Source organism: Aminobacter sp. UC22_36, assembly GCF_044056035.1.
Lineage (GTDB): Bacteria > Pseudomonadota > Alphaproteobacteria > Rhizobiales > Rhizobiaceae > Aminobacter.
Map to the genome: position 1 here is coordinate 945,352 of NZ_CP171996.1, position 19,606 is coordinate 964,957.

The window sequence follows — 19,606 nt, forward strand, 5'->3', positions numbered from 1 at the left end:
CGTTTAGCGCAATGCATGATAGCGCTTTCCATCAGTATGGCTGGCCCGTCCGAAGCGAACGAACCTGTCACTGGTCGCGCTTCGGTGGTCGATGGAGACACTATCGAGATTGCCGGTGAGCGCATCCGTTTCAATGGGGTAGGCGCGCCGGAAAGTTGGCAGGTTTGCCACGATGGCAACGGCATAGCCTACAGGTGCGGGCAGGCCGCTGCCAATGCCCTGGATGAGTTCCTGGCCGCGTCTCGCCCGGCAAGCCGCGGCCGCTACAGGCGCTTTGTGGGGGACTGCTGCCGGGCAGATGGCGAGAGCGTTGCCCGCTGGCTTGTTCGCAACGGCTATGCACTGGATTGGCCGCGCTACAGCCGGGGTGCCTATGCGCGAGAACAAGCCGAGGCCCAGGTAGATCGAGGCCAAGGTAGATCGACTCGGCATCTGGCAGGGCGATTTCTTGGAGCCATGGGAAGCTCGGAAGCAGCGCAGCAATTAGAACTTTCGAGCAGCGGTACCTTTCGGCAATTCACGCGCACCCATTGAAAAATCACGCTTTTGGCCCTTAGATATGGAAGGCGCATCGGGCGAGAAGAATATGGGACGGCCCTTCAGGTTTCTGGCCACACTTTGCGTGTACTTGGTCGCTGTCACCACAGCACAAGCTGGGCTCAGATACGAAAAACTGGTCTCCGAGAGCGGCCAGCCGTTTCTATTGTTATCCGGCGAATTCACCGTTGCCGACACAATTGCAGAATTTGTGACAGTCGCCACAGCGCATCGCGCACAATTTGTTATCTTCGACTCACCCGGCGGCAACATCTACTCGGCAATGCAACACGGCCGGATGATCCGCGCCTTGTACTTAAATACCATTCAGACACGGAACTTCGAATGCGCGTCAGCCTGCGCGCTGGCGTTTCTGGGGGGTGTGGCAAGAAGTGCTGTGCCCGGGTCAATCGGAGTGCATCAGCATTCCTTTGCCTCGGACTTCGAACTGGGGCGGGACGATGCAGTTGCAGCCGCCCAGCAGGTGACCGCCGATATTCTCCAATACCTGACGGAAATGGGCGTCGATGCAGGCTTGATGCAGTTTGCCCTTAGGTATGACCGGTCAGATATGCGCTACCTTTCCGGCAGTGAGATGGAGAGCTTGAAAGTAACGACCGATAGTGCGCCTGCGGTCGGCACGGCCATGGCGGCGCCCGATCAGGCCGTACCCAATGATGGAGGCAAGCTCACCCAGCGCCTAACTAAGGATGGCTTAGAGATCGATCCTGGCCGATCTGGAGGTTTGACCGTCGGCGAAGGGAAGTCCGTTTCCACGCCGTCCCGCCCCCCAGATCACAGCGCTTTCGTGGAACAGAAGGCCATCTTCTACAAAGAAAGCACCAACGTAGCCCAAGGCTCGTCCCAGCCTGGCTATGTCATCTGGTCGGTGGTTCAGAAGTCACCAGGCGCCGGCTTGCCGCCCGAGCCTGCAATAGTTGCTGAGGTGGTTATTTCGGGGGGTGATATTCGGGCACGCATGACGGTTCGTCGCAACGCGGACAAGTCGCTGCCCGCAAGCCATGTCCTCGAAATATTGTTTGTCACGCCTGACGGCATCGAAGGTGGTGGCATCGAGCAAATCTTACGCGTGGTTATGAAGAACTCTGAACAGGACGCTGGCAATGCGCTGCTGGGCACCCCGGCCAAGATCGGCGAAGGGTTGTTTTTTTTCGCGCTACACAATTCGAATTCAGAAGTTGCTGCAAACCTCAATCTTCTCCAACGCCGCAAGTGGTTCGACGTGCCGATCATCTACAAGTCAGGCCGCCGTGCGTTACTAACCCTGGAGAAGGGAATGTCAGGCGAGGATGCTTTTGACAGAGCCCTGAACGCGTGGGCAAGGGAGTGAATGGGGAGAGACACCCAATAGGCATGCCCCTGGATTTCCTTTGATTGTTTTTCAACTACGTTCGCACACACCGGTGCGCGTCCATGCGCTTTCCCTCTCATGGGGGGAACAGAGCTTCGATTCCGCTTGGGCGTACCAACTTCTCCAGGCACATATTGTACTTCGAACCGCGAACGATGGTCAGGCAAGGCTATCAGTTTAACCGTCTCGATGAGCGATTGACTGCGGTCCATTCTTGTTCTCAGCCAACGATAGGTCGCTTCACATGCTCATCCCCGAAGCGCCGTCGACGCTCCGGGGATTCTTGTCGAAGGCAATCACTTGGCGGTCGCGGCCTGCTCGATGATGGCGGCGACGGCCTCGGGCTTGGAGACATAGACGGCATGGCTGCCTGCCGTTTCGGTGACGGTGGCACCGGCACGCTCGGCCATCATGCGTTGCGCAGCAGGGGGGATCATGCGGTCGTCGGAGGCGACCAGGTAATAGCTCGGCTTGGACTTCCAGGCCGGATCGGTGACGGCGCCAGCCAACGCTTCTACGCCCCACGGAACCTGCGAGTCGGCCATGAAGGACGCGACATCGGCGTCAACGTCGGCGGCGAAGGAGGCGGCGAACTTGCCCTTGTCGAGGAACAGGAAGCCATCGACGGGCGGCAGGATCGGCGGCACCGGAGCGCCGGCAGGCGGATTGGCGATCAGCGAGGAAACGGACTCGCCCTTATCAGGCGCGAAGGCGGCGATGTAGACAACAGCCTTCACCTTCTCGTCCGTGCCGGCTTCACTGACGACCACGCCGCCATAGGAGTGGCCGACGAGAACAACCGGACCGTCCTGCTCGGCAATCGCACGCTTGGTGACGGCGACATCGTCGGCCAGCGAGGTCGTTGGGTTCTGGACGATGGTGACGTTGTAACCGTCCTTCTTCAGAAGATTGTAGACACCCTGCCAGCCCGAACCATCGACGAAGCCGCCATGGACGAGGACGACGTTCTTTGCGCCTGTCGGCTGGGCTGCGGCGGGTGTGAGGGCGGATGCTGCCAGTGCAAGCGTTGCGGCTGCGGCGGTGATGAGGGTCTTGGTCATTGTGCGTCTCCTTTGTTGTTGCCGCGATAATTGTTATCGCGATAATCATCGTGTACGACAGCACATCATTCTTGTAAAGCGTTTTCTTTATCGCGATATCCTTTTTTGTGGTAAGGGATGGCCGAACCACCACGGAGACCCGCAATGACCACCGATCCAGTGCTGCCGCTTGATGGCCAGCTTTGCTTTTCAATCTATTCCGCCTCGATCGCCATCCAGCGGGTCTACAAGCCGATGCTGGACGAGCTTGGCGTCACCTACACCCAGTATCTGGTGCTCAGTGCCCTTTGGGAGCGCGACGGTCTGACGATCGGCTCCATCGCCGAACGACTGGCACTTGAGCCGAGCACAATCACGCCAGCGGTCAAGCGGCTTGAGGCGGCAGGCTTTGTGGCCCGCCAACGCAGCACCACTGATGAGCGCCAGGTGCAGGTCCAATTGAGCAAGAAAGGTGCCGACCTTCACGCCAGGACGGGCTGCCTGACATCAGCGCTGCTGCGCAATTCCGGATTCACGGTGCCGGACATGATCGAACTGAACCGCAAGGTGCAGTTGCTGCGTGACGGCATGCGAAACGCTGTCGGCTCAGCTTCAGTGGCGTAATCCTTCGTCACTGCAACGCGCTGTTGGAGCCGAGTGAGCAAAAGCGGCAAGGCGGACGTGCCTGACGCATCCACGATTGAACGGTCGCAGGTGAACGGGCAGGCATAAAGCCTGCCCGGCACGATTACTTCGTCCGGCAGCGGCCGGTCTTGGTTGTTTCCTTGTCGCCGTCGTCATAGGCGATGCCGACTTTTTCGCCGGCCAGCGAGGTGATGGTGCCCTTGTACCACTCGCCGGCGCCCTTGAAATTGCACTCGACCTTGGTGCCGATCATCCAGTCGTAGGGGCGGACCTTGCTGAGGCTGGTCGTCTCGCGCTCATTGTCGTCGTAGCGAACGGTGATCGTGTCGCCATTCACCTTTTCGATGACGCCCGCGAACCAGTAGCCGGAACCCTTGTAGTTCCCCAGAACCCAATCGCCCGTTGTCTGGGCGCTCGCCATGCCTGCGGTGGCGAGCATGGCGGCTGCCGCCAGTAGAACTGAAAGATGTCGTGTCAAATTATCACCCTTGGGATTTCACCCCAGCCCCCCATTGAGCTGTGTCGACATGCATATTTGAGCTGATGTGAATGCACGGTGAAAATTACCGCGCCGGGCCCAGATAATTCGACTGGCGGCAGGCAGCACACAGCTTGAACGGCCAGGGCGGAACCTAGCGTGCCGACAGGCGTTGCGTTGGCAAAGGAGAACATTGCCATGCTTCGAGCGCTAGCACTGCTTGCCGTCGGCTATGTCGCCTACAGGATGGGCCGGGAGTTCATCGCCAGCGTGCCATCGGATTTCGATCCTGTCCCAGCACCTTCGGCTCCGCCCAAGCGTCGCCGCAAGCCCGCCGCCAAGCCGAATACCAAGGTCGCCACGGCGACCACGCACTAAAGTTGGTTAGCGCCGGCATCAAACCGGCCGAACGAGCTCGCTCGGACGCGGCACTTCCATCTCAAGGGTTCGGTGCGGCGACGGCATTTCGGTTTCGGTCGGTTGCGGTTCTGGCACGGTTGCCATGTCGCGATCGTGGTCGAACTGCCGTGCCTCCGGCAAGGGATGCAGCCAGTTTTCGCGGCGGCTGATCCACAATTCATATTCAGGCGTGAGATCGCCTGGCACAACGTCGAGGTTGCCAAGCATGACTTCGGCCTCGTCGTCGCTGACATATGTCACGCGACTGCCGCAGGTGACGCAGAAGCTTCGGTTACCATATGTGCTGACCTGGCCCGTCTGTTCGAGGGCCGAGACCGGCCAGACCGCATAGGCGGAGAACGCCGAACCGCTGGTCTTGCGGCAATCGGCGCAGTGGCAGATTCCCACTCGCAGAGGCTGGCCGGTGACCCGGAAGGTCACAGCACGGCAATAGCAGCTGCCAGATCGAATGGTTTCGCCGCTACGATTTTCCATGGCAGGGCTCCTTTCCGCTTCAACGGAAAGCTATGGGGAAATGTTCCCCAGGCTAAAGCGGCATGCGGCCACGTTTCGGCGTGACCATCCATGGCTCGATCGACACCGGATCGGCTTCGCGGATGCCGACAGAACGGGCGAAGCCAGCGAAGGCATTGCGGGCTCCGTCGACCGACAGCCGGTCCTCCCGCGCTGCCTGGCATGCGCGGATCGCCGTGTTGTAGATCGGCCCGCGCCGCTGTTCGGGCCATCTTGCCAGGAAGCCGAGCGCGTCGGCGACGCTTGCGATCTGCAGGATGGCCTGATCGGCGTCCTTGACGAAAATCGGGCTGGAAAAGGTTCTGGCTGTCATCACTTCCTCCGGGGGTCATGGACCGTCATTCGAGCAAGCGAACTTGCCGGCAATGGCGCGACAAGCAGACCAGGAAAATGGCGACGGCTGCCTTCCCAGTCAAGAATGCAGTTCAAGCCGTGCCCGGCGGCATGGCCAGTATTCCGGCCTCATTGCAGAAGCTTTCGAAAGCTTCCCTGGCCTCGTCGTCAGGGATCGAGCCGTTGATCGCGGCCTGCATGGCGTTTTCGGCCAGGTAGAAGAACGGATTGCGCTTGTCCTGGGGCCAACCGTCAAGAAACTCGACGGCATCCGGCACCGAGACGACCTCGCGCAGCGAAAACTCTCCATCCCTGATCCAGACGTTCGGTGTAAAATCCATCCACCAAAACGCGCGTGAGCAAGGACGGTTGCATAGGCTGTCTTCACCGGCGGCGACGTTGCTGCCGCGCGGCGTGCCCGCGCGGCACTCCGGAGCTCATTCGGTCACGTCCGCCGCCCCGCAATTCGGCTCGCCGTCCGGCACGCCTTCGCGCCTGAGCCAGGCGAGCACGTCGCTGCGACCGAGATGGGTATAGACGCCACCCGAGCCGCAAGCCTTGTCGGGGAAACGGTGATTGACGGGCAGGGCGCGCGAGATCACGCCAAAGGGAATGAAATTGCCACGGGCGCGAAAAAATGCCGGCCCGCCACTGTCGCCGCCGCAGGTGTCGCGGGCGATGCCGCGAACGGGTGTCGCACCGGCAATGAATTCGGCAAATGGCAGGCAACTCAGGCCACGCGCCTGCCCGGTGGCGCAAAGCACGGAGTCGAGGCTGACAACGGCTTCCTGGCGGCTGCCAAGATCCTGCGCCGCGGACCCGCTGAAGCCATAGCCGGCGACGCTGATGTTTTCGGGCGGCGTCGGGAACCAGTGGGCGGCGAATGCGATCGCCGGCAACAGGCTGTATTGCGGGCAGGCGGTGGCGATCTCCGTCGACCATAGCGGTTGAACGATCTCCAGCAGTGCCAGGTCGTCGCCACGCGGAATGTAGCGGCTGTCGTTGCAGTTGTAGTTGCCGAAGCGCGAGACAAAGGCGGCTATGCGAAACTTGCCCTTGTCAAAGTTTTCGTTGGTGACCCGGTAGTTGGTCGCGCCACAGGTGCAGTGCGCGGCGGTGAGAATGCGTCGCGCCGAGACATAGAGGCCGCTGCAGACGCGGGTTTCGCCTTGCTGGGCAAAGGCGATGCCGACAATCTTGCGGTCGTCGCTTGGTGCGCCGCCGATCACCGATATGCCAAGCGGCAGCGGCACGGGCACGCTCACGCCTGGCGGAAGGCGGCCCGTCTGTGTCGGATCGGCCGCCGCTGACAACGACAGCCACAGCGTAAACAGCAAGGCAATCGCAATGCGCAGTGGTGCCGGGAGCATGGCTGCTACTCGGCGTAATATCTGAGGCAGTCTTCGGAGGCGAAGTTGATGCGTTCGCACCGCGCCATTTCCTCGCTGGTCAGTGCTGCCGACCGTGGCGAAGGCAGGACGGTGCTGCGCGGGGCGAGAGCGTCGACATTGTCGCCGGCGGCGAGGCGTGCGGCGATCACCTTGTTGAGCGTGGCTTCGCTGTCGTTCAGGCTGGCTTGCGATTGAAGCCGGGTCGAACGGGCGCCGGCGACGCCACCGCTGGCCGAATTGACCGTCGCCTGGATGATCTTCAGCGGCAACTGGGCGACGGCGAGGCCCTCCGAGGGCTTGACGACCTTGACCTGGGTCAAGGCGCCGTCGGTGAAGGTGATCGTCGTCGCACGCGAGACGAACAGGCTGCGCCTGATGTCGACACGGAACATCGGCGAGCCGTTGGCGAAGGCATGCGGCACGAGCTGGGTGGTGACGCCTTTTTCGACGACATGGACCATCAGCGAGGCCGGGCGGCGATAGTAGATGCCGGGTGCGGCGCGCGGTGGCAAAGCGGTGTCCAGGCTGGCGCCCTGGGCATAGGTGGTGCCAAGCGAGTGCTTGCCGCAGCCCGGACTCCACAGACCTGGGGCAACTTCGACCTCGACGCAGGAATTGTGCTGGCGCAGACTGGCGTTGACCGCCATCGCATCGCGATAATTGAACGGGTCGAAAGACATGTCCTTCAGCAATGGCTGGCTGATGGGCGTGTCGCGCAGCCGGACGACAAGCTTGGCGACCTCGACCAGGATGTCGGCGGTCCTGTCAGTCAACGTCGCAGCGACCGAAGCGAGCAGGCCGTCCTTGTTGAAGGTGACATTGATGTCGTCGTCGGAAAGCGGCGAAAGGGCGAAACCCGTCTCGAGCGCCAGCCTGCGATCCTGCACTGGCGTGCTGGCAACGACGATCTTCTGGGCGGTCTTGTCGCCGTAAAGCTTCACGTTGAGCAGGTGCTTGGGCAAGTAGTAGACGCCGGCCTTCTGGCCCTCGCCTGAGGTGTAGGCTTGCGTTACCGGTTGGCTGTTGACGGCCGAACAGGCCGTAAGCGCAAGCGTGGCGGCAGCAACGGCATACCGCAAATAGTCCCTGAAATCGCAACCCATGCAGTCCCCCTGCTATCAAAAGTTGCTGGATTGATTGTATGCAACTATAAATTTAGCAGAAAGCCGGACCCTTGTCCTGTTGTTGTTGGTTTGACGACTGCGGCCAGTCGACCGGTGGCATTACGCGAGCAAGAGAAAGCATCATAGACGACACCGGCCATGCCATGCCGGCACGAAATCATCTTGTGCTGTCGACATTCATGTGGGCATGAGCAGTGTTCAATCCAGGATTGCTTGGTGTCAGCTGGCTGGGTTACTGCCCGCAACCGGAGCCGCCCGCGAGGGCGGCTCATTGCGACGAAATGCAACTGCAATCGCGACTTTCAATACACATGCCCGACAAGAGTTCGTCCCATACAGGTCCAATGAGCGCGGCAGAGTTGGCAGCGCATCGGCTCTTTCCACATATTGACCGGCGCCTCGCCCTCCACCTGATCGCCATACATGAGCAGACGCCAAGGCTCGCGCGGCTCAAGGCCTCGCATCGCAAATGGCTGATGACCCAGTCGCTCTATGCGCTGACCCTCGAGCGCACGGAAGAAGACCCTCACTCCGGCCTTTCCGCGTCTCGTCTGGTCGAGATCGCCACCAGCATCGGCGCGGTCAGCCACAACACGGCAAGGGCCTTTCTGCAGGAACTGCTGAGCTACAAGTTCCTGATGGAAATCCCCAGCCCGCACGACAAGCGGCTGCGCCTGCTCGACACGACCGAGGCGAGCCGCAAGGCGATGACCGGCTGGTTCATGGGGCATATGGACTGCCTCGATGAACTGGACAATGGCGGCCGCCATGCCCGCTGTGCGGCCAATGACAGGATCTTTCGGGCGGCCCAGCCGCGCGCCGCCCGCCGGCTCATCGAAAACCCGTTGTGGCGCTATCCGGCCGAAAGCATCAATTCGTTCCTGCAGTCGGAACTGGGCGGAATGATCCTGCACGAAATCATTTCGCGCATCGACGACTTCACGCCGCAAGACGGCAAGGTGATCGTTGGCCCCTCCAGCGTCGCGGAACTCGCCGCGCGATACTTCATCTCGGTCACGAACCTGAGGCGGATGTTCAGAAAGGCTGAAACCAGCGGCCTGATGGGCTGGTCCGTGACGTCAGAGCAGCGGGTGCTGTGGCTGTCAGGTGCGTTTCTGGACGATTATTTCCTGTGGCAGGCGCAGAAGTTCGCGGCACTGGACGAGGCATATTGCTGGGCGGTTCAAAACGTCGATTTGGACAGCCACTCGACCGCCGACGGGTGCGAGAGCGATCCGGCAGGACCACCGCAACATGCAGTAGCGGCAAGATAGGACCAGATTTGGTCGTTTACCGGTCGCGGAGCTAGCCCTTATCACGCAGCGCAGGGCGTGCAGCAGTCAGGTTTCCAGGCAACGAAAGGTTGCCGTGTTGTGCCCTTTCATTGCTGGGGTTCTTCATGAAAACAATTCTCCTTGCCTCGACTTTTCTGTTTGCAGCCGCAGGCGGCGCTTTTGCTGCCGATGCGGTTGTCAACGCGCCGGCACCTGATACAGCGCCGGCGGGCTTTGTCTGGACCGGCGGCTATGTCGGCCTGCATGGCGGCTACGCCTGGCTCAACGGCACGGTCAATGTCGGTCCGGATGAGCCGCCCTTCGATGTCGATGGCTTCGACAACGGATTGCTGGGCGTCCATGCCGGCTACAATTGGCAGCTCAACGGCAATCTTGTTGCCGGCATCGAGGCCGACATCTCGCATGCCTGGACCAAGCGGGATCTGGTCGTCCGCGTCAGCCTTCCCGATTTCCCGCCGATCGACGTTCCTGTCGAGGCCGGAACCAACTGGCAAGGCAGCGCGCGCCTGCGTGCCGGTTATGCGATGGACCGTACGCTGCTTTTTGCGACCGGCGGCGTTGCCTTCGCCAATACCTACGTGAAGATGCGTGCATACGACGAAAGCAAGACGTTCCTCGGCTGGACCGTGGGCGCCGGCATCGAGCATGCTTTCACCGACAACTGGATCGGCCGTTTTGAATACCGCTATGCCGACTTCGGTTCCGAGGCGTTCCCGGCAGACATCAAGATCGGCCTTAACGAGCACACCCTACGGGCCGGCGTCAGCTACAAGTTCTGACCGGCACTGCTTGCAACATCAAAGCCCGGCCTCGCGCCGGGCTCATTTGTGGCAGGCCCCGCGACCTTCTCAGGGACTTGGCTGTGCCGGCAAGATTCGCGCGAACTCGACACCGTCGATGACGAGCAGGCGCGGCTCGGGTGCTGCGGCGATACGCTGGACGCCGTCGCTGCACGAAAACACCGGCCAGCCGGTATCCGCACACAGGATTTCGACGAACCAGTTGCCGAGCTGGTCGGTCAGGCTGATCCGCAAGGCGCCATCGCGCAGACGCCGCGCATGGGAGCCGTTGGCGGCCGTCCAGGTCCACGGCCCGCCGAGAGGCGGTCGGGTGAACATGACAAAGGGGTAGGTTTTGGGCGGCAGGTCTTCGTATTCGGACGCCATGCGATAGCGCATCATCGCAGTGGTGTAGTCGGCGGCTATGACAGGCCAGTGCGCATAAAGGACGCCGATGCCGTGCGGATGGGGGTCGACCAGCAATTGTCGGCCGCGATTGTCGGCGCCCGGAGCCGCCCCCGGAGCCGCCATTGCCATGGCAGCGATCGGGATGGCGGCAAGCAGCACTGCGAGTCGTCGCGACATGTGCCCGGCCTTAGCGCCCATTCCCTGGAGGAATGAGCCCTAATTTCGCGTTGGAGCCTGGCCTTGCCCGAAAACCTGTCTCCCAATTTCCGGGAAGGAATCAGCCTGCGCCATTGTCGCTGCTCGGCGAACCGGGATCAATGGTGGCATCAAACCCCGCGCATTCTCGCTGGAGGGCAGAAAAAAGCGTCGAGAAAATCCCGGAAATTTCAGCCGAAGAATAACGCCGGGCGCGCAACGCGCTCGGACGTCAGGGTCGCATGGAAATCTGGTGAGAACGTTCCGGCAGCCTGGCCGACACCACCTCATCCCGAAAGCCGGGAGGCTCTCGGGACATCAATTCGAGGTTGTGGACCGCCTGTCGTCAGGCGGCGGTTCTGGTCCTGAAACGGGGTATGCTTGCCAGCAGCAGATCCTTGTCACGTACGCCGCTTCGATAAAGCTTGAGGAGCGTCCTCGCTATTTCACTTGCCCATACAGAGCTCGGATCTTCGCCGCGTTCGTGGCAAATCTGGTCGAACACATGCTGAAGAAGCGCGAGATCCCTGGGATAAATCGGGGAGTTAGGCTGGGTGAAAAGTACGTGCTCCATAGTCTTCTCCCATATGGTGCTTGTTCTTTTGTCTTCTGCTTGCTGCTGAGTTTTTGCCTGCTTGCTGTCGCGGTCAGCCAAGCTGATCGCGATCGACAACTAAATCCGCGCCTACACCCGTGGGTATAGATCGAGGATAGAGTTCAGCATCGTCACGTATGTGGAAGCATCTGCCGCAGGCGATCGCATCGATATGCCTCCTTGAGGCAAAGGTTGCATGCTGGCGTGGTTCATTTCAGGGCGGAAATTCTGCTCTACAACCTGTGCGATGTCGAGTCACTCTGGGTTGCATCGGAGTTGCAGGAAAAGGTGGTCAAAACCTGGCGAAAGGGCCGGCCGCGAGGGGGGCGGCAGGCCCTTTCTGAACGTGGCTGAAAGGAAGGACCACGCCCATTGTGCCTGAACGCAACTCTCCGAGGCGGAAAATGGTTCCGCGCAAGGCGGCTTGCCTTACATCAGGACATCGACCGTGATCGATTTCCTTCATTATTTGTTCACCATCAACTCCGCACCATTGACCTGCGCAATGTATCGAGTGCGCGTCTTTGGCAACGCCCGGCGGGTTGGCACAACCCTTCCGCCCGCCGGTGCGCCGCAAGGCCCGCTGCGGCCTTTCCAACGGTCCCGGCATGACTCAGCCTGACGCGGGTGCTGGGCGGCCGCATGGCTGCACCAGACCGAAGATCGAAGAAAGGCATAAACGCTTGGCCGAAATGACCATCATCGTCGAATTCGAGACACTGGACGGGGCAGAGGAACAGTTCCTCGACCTGATCTCGGAACATGCCCGCGCCACGCTGCAGGAAGAGCCGGGCTGCCTGCGCTTCGAGGTCATCAAGCCGGTGGAGCGCGACGGCACACCCGTCGCCAACAAGGTGATGGTCAACGCGCTTTATGCCGACGATTCGGCTGTCGCGGTACATGAGCGCAATCCGCGCATGGCGGATGTGCAGGCGGCACTTTCGCCGCTGCTCAAATCGCGCCGGCTGATCCTTGCCAGGTCGCTTGGCCTCGTCGATCCCAATGGCGGCATGCGGCCCGAGGAGCTGAACGCCGCCAATGACGATTAGCGGAGAGGTTTCGGGCGCTCTTCGAGCTGCAACTGGCGGTTTCCTGGTCGTCCGGTTCTGACGCTGCGGAAAGTAAGCGCAGATTCGGCGGCAGCTTTTCGCAGCTTCTCACCTCGAATACATTTGGATCAGCTCATCTATGGCGCCGCGGCGTTAAGGTTAGTCAGTCGTTAATGCTTCTGCGGCAAGGTTTGTCGCGGCGGTCTGCGGGGGAGCAGCATCGCTCCATGCATGCAGGGCTGACGGATGCGGAAAATTCTGGGCTCGGACGTCAATGATCCGACCGGCGAGCCGGCCAATGGGCAAGGGCTGACGAACGAGGCGCGCAACATGCGGGCTTTGGACGATCTCAACCTGCCTTATGCCGACCTCGAACGCACCATCGATTCAATGAACATGGGCGTGGTGCTGGTTGATGCCAGCCTCAATGTGCAGTTCATCAACAGGGCCTTCTACGACATCTGGAAGCTGAGCGTTGGTCAGGTCGCTATCGGTTGCCCGTTCAGGGCACTGATGGACATCAATCGCTACAGCGGTGTCTACGCCGTCGTCGACGGCGACTGGGAAAGCTACGTCGCCTTGCGCGAGTCGGAGATCTCGGCTGGCGACGTTGCGCCGCGCGAATTCCGCCGTGCCGACGGCTGCACCATGATCTATTCGGTAACAGCGCTTTCGGGCGGAAAGCGGCTGGTTTCTTATTACGACGTCAGCGAGATGAAGCGCCGCGAGGTCGAGGCGGTCGAGGCCCGCCACCGGCTGGCCGAAGTGCTGGAATCGCTGCCGGCGGGCGTCATCATCTACGACCGCGACGACCGCTTCGTGCTCGCCAACCACAAGCTCAAGAGCGCCTTGCCGGCACTCGACGAGGTCCTGACCGAAGGCCGTACGCTACGTGACAGCCTGTTTCTGGCGCAGCGCTCGGGCTATTTCCGCGACACCGGCGACGAGGATCTCGATGCTCTTTATGACGCCGATCCCGTGGCCTGGGTCGAGGGCATGGTCGTCCGCTATCACACCAGCCAGGCGGTGCGGGAACGGCGCAATCCCGACGGGCGCTGGTACCAGATCTTCGACCAGCGGCTTGCCGACGGCACCTTCATCGGCGTGCGCGTCGACATCACCGAACTCAAGCAGCGCGAGCGCGCGCTGCAAGACTCGATGCGCGAGAACGAAGTGTTCCGCAGCCTGATCGACAATGTTCCGGTGTCGATCTACGCCAAGCACGCCGACCTCCGGCTGATGTATGTCAACCAGGGCTGGTGCGAACTGACCGGCTATTCCAAGCAGGAAGCGATCGGCAGGACCGACCTCGAGATTTTCGGCGCCGAAGGCGAGCCATTCATGGAGGCCGACCGCGAAGTCATGCGCCGCGGCACGACGGTGGAGATCGAGGAGACGGCGACCTGCGCCGACGGGATGGTGCGCCATCAGTTCGCGCGCAAGAGCGCGATGGTCGCGTCCGACGGCTCGCTCTACCTGATCGGCTCGACCACCAACATCACCGAGCTCAAGCAGCGCGAGGTCGAGCTTGAGGAGGCGCAGCGCCGGGCGGTGCTGGCCGACCGGGCGAAATCTGAATTCCTCGCCAATATGAGCCACGAGATCCGCACGCCGATGAATGGCGTGCTCGGCATGGCCGAGCTGCTGGCGAAATCCGATCTCGACCCGAAGCAGAAGACCTTCACCGACATCATCGTCAAATCAGGCAATGCGCTTTTGACGATCATCAACGACATCCTCGATTTCTCGAAGATCGATGCCGGCCAGCTGGTGCTCGACCCAATCCCGTTCAACCTGTCGGAGGCGATCGAAGACGTCGCCACGCTGATGTCGACACGGGCCAAGGAGAAGGATCTCGAGCTGATCGTGCGCATGCAGCCCGATCTCCGCCATCTCTATGTCGGCGACGTCGGCCGCATCCGGCAGATCATCACCAACCTGCTTGGCAATGCGGTGAAGTTTACCGATTCCGGCCATGTGCTCGTCGATGTGACGGGGCGCAGCGATGGCGAGCAGACCAAGCTGCATGTCGCTGTGACCGACACCGGCATCGGCATCCCCGAAGGCAAGCTCAAGCTGGTGTTCGAAAAATTCAGCCAGGTCGATGCGTCGTCGACGCGCCGGCATGAAGGTACGGGGCTTGGCCTCGCCATCACCTCGCGGCTCGTCGACATGATGGGCGGCGAGATCGGCGTGGAAAGCGGCGAGGGGGCTGGCTCGACCTTCTGGTTCACGCTGACGCTGCCCAATGCCGGACGGCTGGAGACGCGGCCGGCGGCACTGATCGACGTCACCGGTGCGCGCGTGCTGATCGTCGACGACAATGCCGTCAACCGCACCATCCTGACCGAACAGATGCTGTCGTGGGGGTTTGATTCCTGTGCCGCCAAAAGCGGTGCCGAAGGCCTGAACGTGCTGCAGGCCGCGCAAGCGATGGGCGTCACCGTCGACTGTATCGTGCTCGACTACCAGATGCCCGGCATGACCGGCGCCGAGATGGCGCGGATCGTGCGGCAGTCGCCAAGCCTGGCCGAAACGCCAATCGTCATGCTGACGTCGGTCGACCAGTCGCTTTCGGGTCCCGGACATCGCGACCTCGCCATCGATGCCCAGCTGATCAAGCCGGCGCGTTCGTCGGCCCTGCTCGAGGCGCTTGTCGCGGCGATCCAGCGCAAGCGGGTTCCCAACCTCACACCGGCACAGATGGCCGATGCGCTGGTGCCGGCCAAACATGCCAGCAGTCCAGCGCCCAACGTCGCGCGCATGCGCGGCGGGCAGCGGCCCAGCGGCGATGGCGGGCTCGACATTCTCGTTGCCGAAGACAATGAGGTGAACCAGATGGTGTTCAGCCAGATCCTGGCCGAGACCGAACTCAGCTTCGAGATCGTCGGCAATGGCCGGCGCGCGGTGGCCGCCTATGGCGAGCGTCATCCCAGGATGATCCTGATGGATGTGTCGATGCCCGAGATGAACGGGCTCGAGGCGACCAACGAAATTCGCAAGCTCGAACGTGGCACCGGCCTGCGTGTGCCGATCATCGGTGTCACGGCGCACGCGCTGAAAGGCGACAAGGAACGCTGCCTCGAAGCCGGCATGGACGACTATCTGCCCAAGCCGATCAGCCCGCGCGCGCTGCTCGAAAAGATCGAGCGCTGGTCGTGGCAGGACGAGGAGCGCCGCGGCGCGATCTAGATTCTGCCGATGCCGGCCTGTCCTGAATCTTCGGCACGCCCTGGGCCGGCTCTCAAAGACTGTGGAAATGTGACAGCTCGCGGCAACAAAGGCCGGCCTGCCGTTGGGTAGGCGGCTTGCATTCGTTGCCTGCCTGTTGTTTGCCTCGCGCCGGCAAAGGATCGCGGAAACGACCCCTTGGCGGCCATGCACTGCAACCGTTACAGGGGTGACACGAAACTGTCATGCAACTGTAATAGAGGGGGGCTATTGGCTCACCGGGCGCCGAGGAATGGCGTCATACGAGATACCCCAACAGGAGCAGGCCCCAATGAAAAAAGCTCTTCTCACTGCGTCGGCTGCTGCCTTCGCGATCGCAGCCTCGGTCGGCTATGCCTCGGCCCGCGACCAGATCCAGGTTGCCGGTTCCTCGACCGTTCTGCCTTATGCCAAGATCGTCGCCGAACAGTTCGGTGAGACCTTCACCAACTTCAAGACCCCGGTCGTTGAATCAGGCGGTTCGGGCGCTGGCATCAAGGAATTCTGCAAGGGCGTCGGCGAGAACACCATCGACATCGCCAACTCCTCGCGCCCAATCAAGAAGGACGAAATCAAGTCCTGCGTTGACGCCGGCGTCAAGGAAATCCAGGAAGTGAAGATCGGCTATGATGGCATCGTCTTCGCAACCGACGTCAAGGGCCCGGATTGGGCGCTGACGCCTGAAGACGTCTACAAGGCGCTGGCCGCCAAGATCGTCGTCGACGGCAAGCTGGTCGAAAACCCGAACACCAAGTGGAACCAGGTCAACCCGAACCTGCCCGACTGGGACATCGCCGCCTACATTCCGGGCGAAAAGCACGGCACCCGCGAAGTCTTTGAAGAAAAGCTTTTGGTCGCCGGCTGCAAGAAGCTCGGCGGCGTTGACGCCGGCAAGGCTTCGGGCCTCGACGACAAGGCTGCGGAAGCCGCCTGCAAGGCCGTGCGCAAGGACGGCAAGGCTGTCGACATCGACGGCGACTACTCCGAGACGCTCGCTCGCATCGATAGCAACAAGACCGGCGTCGGCGTGTTCGGCCTCGCCTTCTACGAAAACAACGCCGACAAGCTGAAGGTTGCCACCGTTGGCGGCATCACGCCTTCGGTCGAGACCATCGCCAAGGGCGAGTATCCGGTGTCGCGTCCGCTGTTCTTCTACGTCAAGAAGGCACATCTCGGCGTCGTTCCCGGCCTGAAGGAATATGTCGAGTTCTTCCTCGACGACCAGATGGTCGGCCCGGAAAGCCCGCTTGCCGATTACGGCCTGGTTGCCGCTCCTGACGCAGAGCGTGCTGCCCAGCGCGAAGCCTTCGGCGCCGGCAAGACCATGTAATATCGACCATGGGGCGGCGAAAAAAAATCGCCGCCCCATGGACTATTTCGCCGGCTGTTCCGTTCGGCACAATGATCTGAATTCACCGAGGCCGGCCCATGTCCTTCCTGCTTGTCTTCGCCATTGTACTCGCAATCGGACTGGCGGCCTTCGTGGTCGGCCGGCAAAGGGCGCGTGCGCAGGATGACGGAACGGTCAAGCCGCACTCGCGTGCGCACTACCACGGCTGGTGGGCGTTCCTGACGGGCGTCGTTCCGGCCGTATTGTTTCTCGCTGCCTGGGATATCGGCGCCAGTGCCTATCTCAACAGCCATATCCATTCGGCCCTGCCGGCCGATGTTGCCGACGGCACCGTCGCGCATGAAGATCTTGCCGCGGGCCTGGTCAAGAGCCTCGCCAGCGGCCTGCGCAAGCTCGACAGCCAGACGCTCGGCGCACTGCCTTCGAGCTTTGCCGAGTTGCAGCCGATGCTCGCCGCAAAGGGCGTGGCGCTGGCGCCCGACACGCAAGACTACATGATCCCGATCGCGACCGAGGCCAACCGCGTCTCCGATCGTCTCGGCATGATCTCCGCCATCGTTTCGGTCGGCCTCGCCTTGATCGGTGTCGGTTATGGCTTGAAGGGCATCAGCCCGCGTGCCAGGGCGCGCAACAATGTCGAGAAGGTGATGCTGTGGAGCCTGCTCGGCGCCTCGACGCTCGCCATCCTGACGACCGTCGGCATCGTGCTGTCGATGCTGTTCCAGACCATCGCCTTCTTCGAAAAAATCCCGCTGACCAACTTCTTCTTCGGCACCGTGTGGGATCCGCGTTTCGCCGCTGCCGGTTCGGGTGGCGCGGAAGGCCAGTTCGGCCTCATCCCGTTGCTCGCCGGCACGCTCTACATCGCCTTTGTCGCACTGCTCGTTGCGGTGCCGATCGGCCTGATGTCGGCGGTCTACATGTCGGAATATGCAGCACCCAAGGTGCGCGCGGTGGTCAAGCCGGCGCTCGAACTGCTCGCCGGCATCCCGACCATCGTTTACGGTATCTTCGCGCTCGTCACGCTCGGACCCTTCCTGCGCGACATCAGCGCGGCCCTGACCGGCGGCACCCCGTTCATCCAGGCGCAGTCGATCCTCACCGCCGGCCTGGTGATGGGCGTGATGCTGATCCCGGTTGTCTCTTCGCTTTCCGACGACATCATCACCGCGGTGCCGCGCGCCATGCGCGACGGCTCGCTCGGCCTTGGCGCCACGCGCTCCGAAACGATCAAGCGCGTCATCCTGCCGGCCGCCTTGCCCGGCATCGTCGGTGCCATCCTGCTCACCGCCTCGCGCGCCATCGGCGAAACGATGATCGTGGTGCTGGCAGCCGGTGTCGCCGCCAACCTGACGCTCAACCCGTTCGAGGCGATGACCACCATCACCGTCAAGATCGTCAACCAGCTGACCGGCGATCTCGAGTTCAACACGCCGCAGACGCTGGTGGCCTTCGCGCTCGGCATCACGCTGTTTGCGCTGACGCTGGTGATGAACATCGTCGCCCTTTACATCGTCCGGAAGTACCGGGAGCAGTACGAATGACCGATATTTCGCTCGACACGCTGACCACCTCGGTTGCCCGCCCGCGCCGCGACATCGGCATCAAGAAACGCTACGCCGCCGAACGCCGCTTCCGCCTCTATGGCGTGCTGGCGATCGCCGTCGGCCTGGCGTTCCTGGGGGTCATGCTGACCTCGATCGTCTCCAAGGGCTACACCGCCTTCTGGCAGACGACGGTGACGCTGGCGATCAACTTCGACGAAAAGATCATCGATCCGTCGAACAAGCGGGCGACCGATCCGAACGTGCTGATCACGGCGAACTATCCCAAGCTCGCCGAAGCCGCCTTGATCGAAAAGCTCGGCATCGATGCCAACGACAAGGCCGAGGTGCGCAAGCTCAAGGGCTTCTTGTCCGACAGCTCGCGCGTCCAGCTCCGGGCAATCGTTGCCGCCGACCCGTCGGTGATCGGCACGACGCGCAACGTCGACATCCTCGCCGCTGCCAATCTCGACTCGGCCTTCAAGGGCCAGATCGACCTCGACGTGCCGGAAAGCCGCCGCAAGGTGTCGGACCAGCAGGTCGAGTGGATGAACAAGCTCAAGGCCGAAGGCGTGATGGCCGAGCACTTCAACACCGGGCTGTTCAGCTATGGCGCGTCGAGCCGGCCGGAGACCTCTGGTGTCGGCGTCGCGCTCATCGGTTCGTTCTACATGATGGTGATCGTGCTGCTTTTGGCGCTGCCGATCGGCGTCGCCGCCTCGATCTATCTCGAGGAGTTCGCCAAGAAGAGCCGCTTCACCGACCTGATCGAGGTCAACATCAACAACCTCGCCGCCGTGCCGTCGATCGTCTTCGGTCTGCTCGGCCTTGCGGTGTTCATCAACTTCCTTGGCCTGCCGCGCTCGGCGTCCTTTGTCGGCGGCCTGGTGCTGACGCTGATGACGCTGCCGACGATCATCATCGCCACGCGTGCGGCCTTGGCCGCGGTGCCGCCGTCGATCCGCTCGGCAGCGCTTGGTCTCGGCGCCTCGAAGATGCAAATGGTGTTCCAGCACATCCTGCCGCTGGCGGCTCCCGGCATCCTGACCGGCACGATCATCGGCCTGGCGCGCGCGCTCGGCGAGACCGCGCCGCTGCTGTTGATCGGCATGGTCGCCTTCGTCGCCGACTATCCCAAGACGCCTTTCGACCCGGCGACGGCCTTGCCGGTGCAGATCTACATGTGGGCAAACGAGGCCGAACGCGCCTTTGTCGAACGCATGTCGGGCGCCATCATCATTCTTCTGATTTTCCTCATGGCCATGAACATCGTCGCCATCGTCCTGCGCCGCCGCTTCGAGCGCCGCTGGTAGGGCATGGACAAGGA

General features: G+C 61.9%; 20 protein-coding genes. 10 read left to right on the forward strand and 10 right to left on the reverse strand.

The window, feature by feature from the left end:
- Positions 1-3: 3 nt before the first annotated feature.
- A complete protein-coding gene (locus tag ACHMW7_RS07715; RefSeq protein WP_395449692.1) occupies positions 4-414 on the reverse strand; it encodes a hypothetical protein in 411 nt (136 codons plus the stop codon).
- A gap of 145 nt (positions 415-559) precedes the next feature.
- Between ACHMW7_RS07715 and ACHMW7_RS07720 the strand changes: the two genes are divergently transcribed.
- Positions 560-1,888, forward strand: coding sequence for a hypothetical protein (locus tag ACHMW7_RS07720; protein ID WP_395449693.1), 1,329 nt, complete (start codon positions 560-562; stop codon positions 1,886-1,888).
- A 317-nt stretch (positions 1,889-2,205) separates the two neighbouring features.
- Here the strand turns inward: ACHMW7_RS07720 and ACHMW7_RS07725 are convergent, their stop codons facing one another.
- Positions 2,206-2,970, reverse strand: coding sequence for an alpha/beta hydrolase (locus tag ACHMW7_RS07725; protein WP_395449694.1), 765 nt, complete (start codon positions 2,968-2,970; stop codon positions 2,206-2,208).
- Positions 2,971-3,114: 144 nt separating this feature from the next.
- Between ACHMW7_RS07725 and ACHMW7_RS07730 the strand changes: the two genes are divergently transcribed.
- On the forward strand, positions 3,115-3,573 hold the full coding sequence (locus tag ACHMW7_RS07730) for a MarR family winged helix-turn-helix transcriptional regulator (protein WP_395449695.1): 459 nt from the start codon (positions 3,115-3,117) through the stop codon (positions 3,571-3,573).
- A 124-nt stretch (positions 3,574-3,697) separates the two neighbouring features.
- Here ACHMW7_RS07730 and ACHMW7_RS07735 read toward each other — a convergent pair whose 3' ends face one another.
- Positions 3,698-4,033, reverse strand: a complete 336-nt coding sequence (locus ACHMW7_RS07735) for a tudor domain-containing protein (RefSeq protein ID WP_395449696.1) — start codon at positions 4,031-4,033, stop codon at positions 3,698-3,700.
- A gap of 237 nt (positions 4,034-4,270) precedes the next feature.
- Between ACHMW7_RS07735 and ACHMW7_RS07740 the strand changes: the two genes are divergently transcribed.
- The gene (locus ACHMW7_RS07740) at positions 4,271-4,450 is read left to right on the forward strand and encodes a hypothetical protein (protein WP_395449697.1); all 180 of its coding nucleotides are present in this window, start codon (positions 4,271-4,273) and stop codon (positions 4,448-4,450) included.
- A gap of 18 nt (positions 4,451-4,468) precedes the next feature.
- Here ACHMW7_RS07740 and ACHMW7_RS07745 read toward each other — a convergent pair whose 3' ends face one another.
- The 5 genes from ACHMW7_RS07745 to ACHMW7_RS07765 form a co-directional block, all read right to left on the reverse strand.
- Complete coding sequence (locus ACHMW7_RS07745) at positions 4,469-4,966, reverse strand: GFA family protein (RefSeq protein ID WP_395449698.1); 498 nt, start codon at positions 4,964-4,966, stop codon at positions 4,469-4,471.
- Between the two features lie 52 nt (positions 4,967-5,018).
- Entirely contained in the window at positions 5,019-5,318 is a 300-nt protein-coding gene (locus tag ACHMW7_RS07750) for a DUF982 domain-containing protein (RefSeq protein ID WP_395449699.1), read from the reverse strand.
- A 112-nt stretch (positions 5,319-5,430) separates the two neighbouring features.
- Entirely contained in the window at positions 5,431-5,679 is a 249-nt protein-coding gene (locus ACHMW7_RS07755) for a DUF982 domain-containing protein (RefSeq protein ID WP_395449700.1), read from the reverse strand.
- Between the two features lie 96 nt (positions 5,680-5,775).
- On the reverse strand, positions 5,776-6,708 hold the full coding sequence (locus ACHMW7_RS07760) for a trypsin-like serine protease (RefSeq protein ID WP_395449701.1): 933 nt from the start codon (positions 6,706-6,708) through the stop codon (positions 5,776-5,778).
- Positions 6,709-6,713: 5 nt separating this feature from the next.
- The gene (locus ACHMW7_RS07765) at positions 6,714-7,832 is read right to left on the reverse strand and encodes a hypothetical protein (protein ID WP_395449702.1); all 1,119 of its coding nucleotides are present in this window, start codon (positions 7,830-7,832) and stop codon (positions 6,714-6,716) included.
- Positions 7,833-8,164: 332 nt separating this feature from the next.
- Between ACHMW7_RS07765 and ACHMW7_RS07770 the strand changes: the two genes are divergently transcribed.
- Together ACHMW7_RS07770 and ACHMW7_RS07775 are read left to right on the forward strand one after the other, a co-directional pair.
- Positions 8,165-9,127 (forward strand): hypothetical protein, encoded by a 963-nt coding sequence (locus tag ACHMW7_RS07770; RefSeq protein ID WP_395449703.1) that lies wholly within the window; start codon positions 8,165-8,167, stop codon positions 9,125-9,127.
- Positions 9,128-9,252: 125 nt separating this feature from the next.
- The gene (locus ACHMW7_RS07775) at positions 9,253-9,927 is read left to right on the forward strand and encodes an outer membrane protein (protein WP_395449704.1); all 675 of its coding nucleotides are present in this window, start codon (positions 9,253-9,255) and stop codon (positions 9,925-9,927) included.
- Between the two features lie 69 nt (positions 9,928-9,996).
- Here the strand turns inward: ACHMW7_RS07775 and ACHMW7_RS07780 are convergent, their stop codons facing one another.
- Together ACHMW7_RS07780 and ACHMW7_RS07785 are read right to left on the reverse strand one after the other, a co-directional pair.
- Complete coding sequence (locus tag ACHMW7_RS07780; protein WP_395449705.1) at positions 9,997-10,512, reverse strand: hypothetical protein; 516 nt, start codon at positions 10,510-10,512, stop codon at positions 9,997-9,999.
- 364 nt (positions 10,513-10,876) lie between these two features.
- Positions 10,877-11,203, reverse strand: coding sequence for a hypothetical protein (locus ACHMW7_RS07785; protein ID WP_395449706.1), 327 nt, complete (start codon positions 11,201-11,203; stop codon positions 10,877-10,879).
- A 614-nt stretch (positions 11,204-11,817) separates the two neighbouring features.
- Here ACHMW7_RS07785 and ACHMW7_RS07790 point away from each other — a divergent pair.
- The 5 genes from ACHMW7_RS07790 (at position 11,818) to pstA (ending at position 19,592) form a co-directional block, all read left to right on the forward strand.
- Positions 11,818-12,174, forward strand: a complete 357-nt coding sequence (locus tag ACHMW7_RS07790; protein ID WP_395451287.1) for a putative quinol monooxygenase — start codon at positions 11,818-11,820, stop codon at positions 12,172-12,174.
- Between the two features lie 246 nt (positions 12,175-12,420).
- Positions 12,421-15,366, forward strand: coding sequence for a response regulator (locus ACHMW7_RS07795; protein WP_395449707.1), 2,946 nt, complete (start codon positions 12,421-12,423; stop codon positions 15,364-15,366).
- Positions 15,367-15,676: 310 nt separating this feature from the next.
- Complete coding sequence (locus ACHMW7_RS07800; RefSeq protein ID WP_395449708.1) at positions 15,677-16,714, forward strand: PstS family phosphate ABC transporter substrate-binding protein; 1,038 nt, start codon at positions 15,677-15,679, stop codon at positions 16,712-16,714.
- A gap of 98 nt (positions 16,715-16,812) precedes the next feature.
- Positions 16,813-18,279, forward strand: coding sequence for a phosphate ABC transporter permease subunit PstC (gene pstC / locus ACHMW7_RS07805; RefSeq protein ID WP_395449709.1), 1,467 nt, complete (start codon positions 16,813-16,815; stop codon positions 18,277-18,279).
- Entirely contained in the window at positions 18,276-19,592 is a 1,317-nt protein-coding gene (pstA, locus tag ACHMW7_RS07810) for a phosphate ABC transporter permease PstA (RefSeq protein ID WP_395449710.1), read from the forward strand. The genes pstC and pstA overlap by 4 nt, the downstream gene beginning before the upstream one ends.
- Positions 19,593-19,606 lie beyond the last annotated feature (14 nt).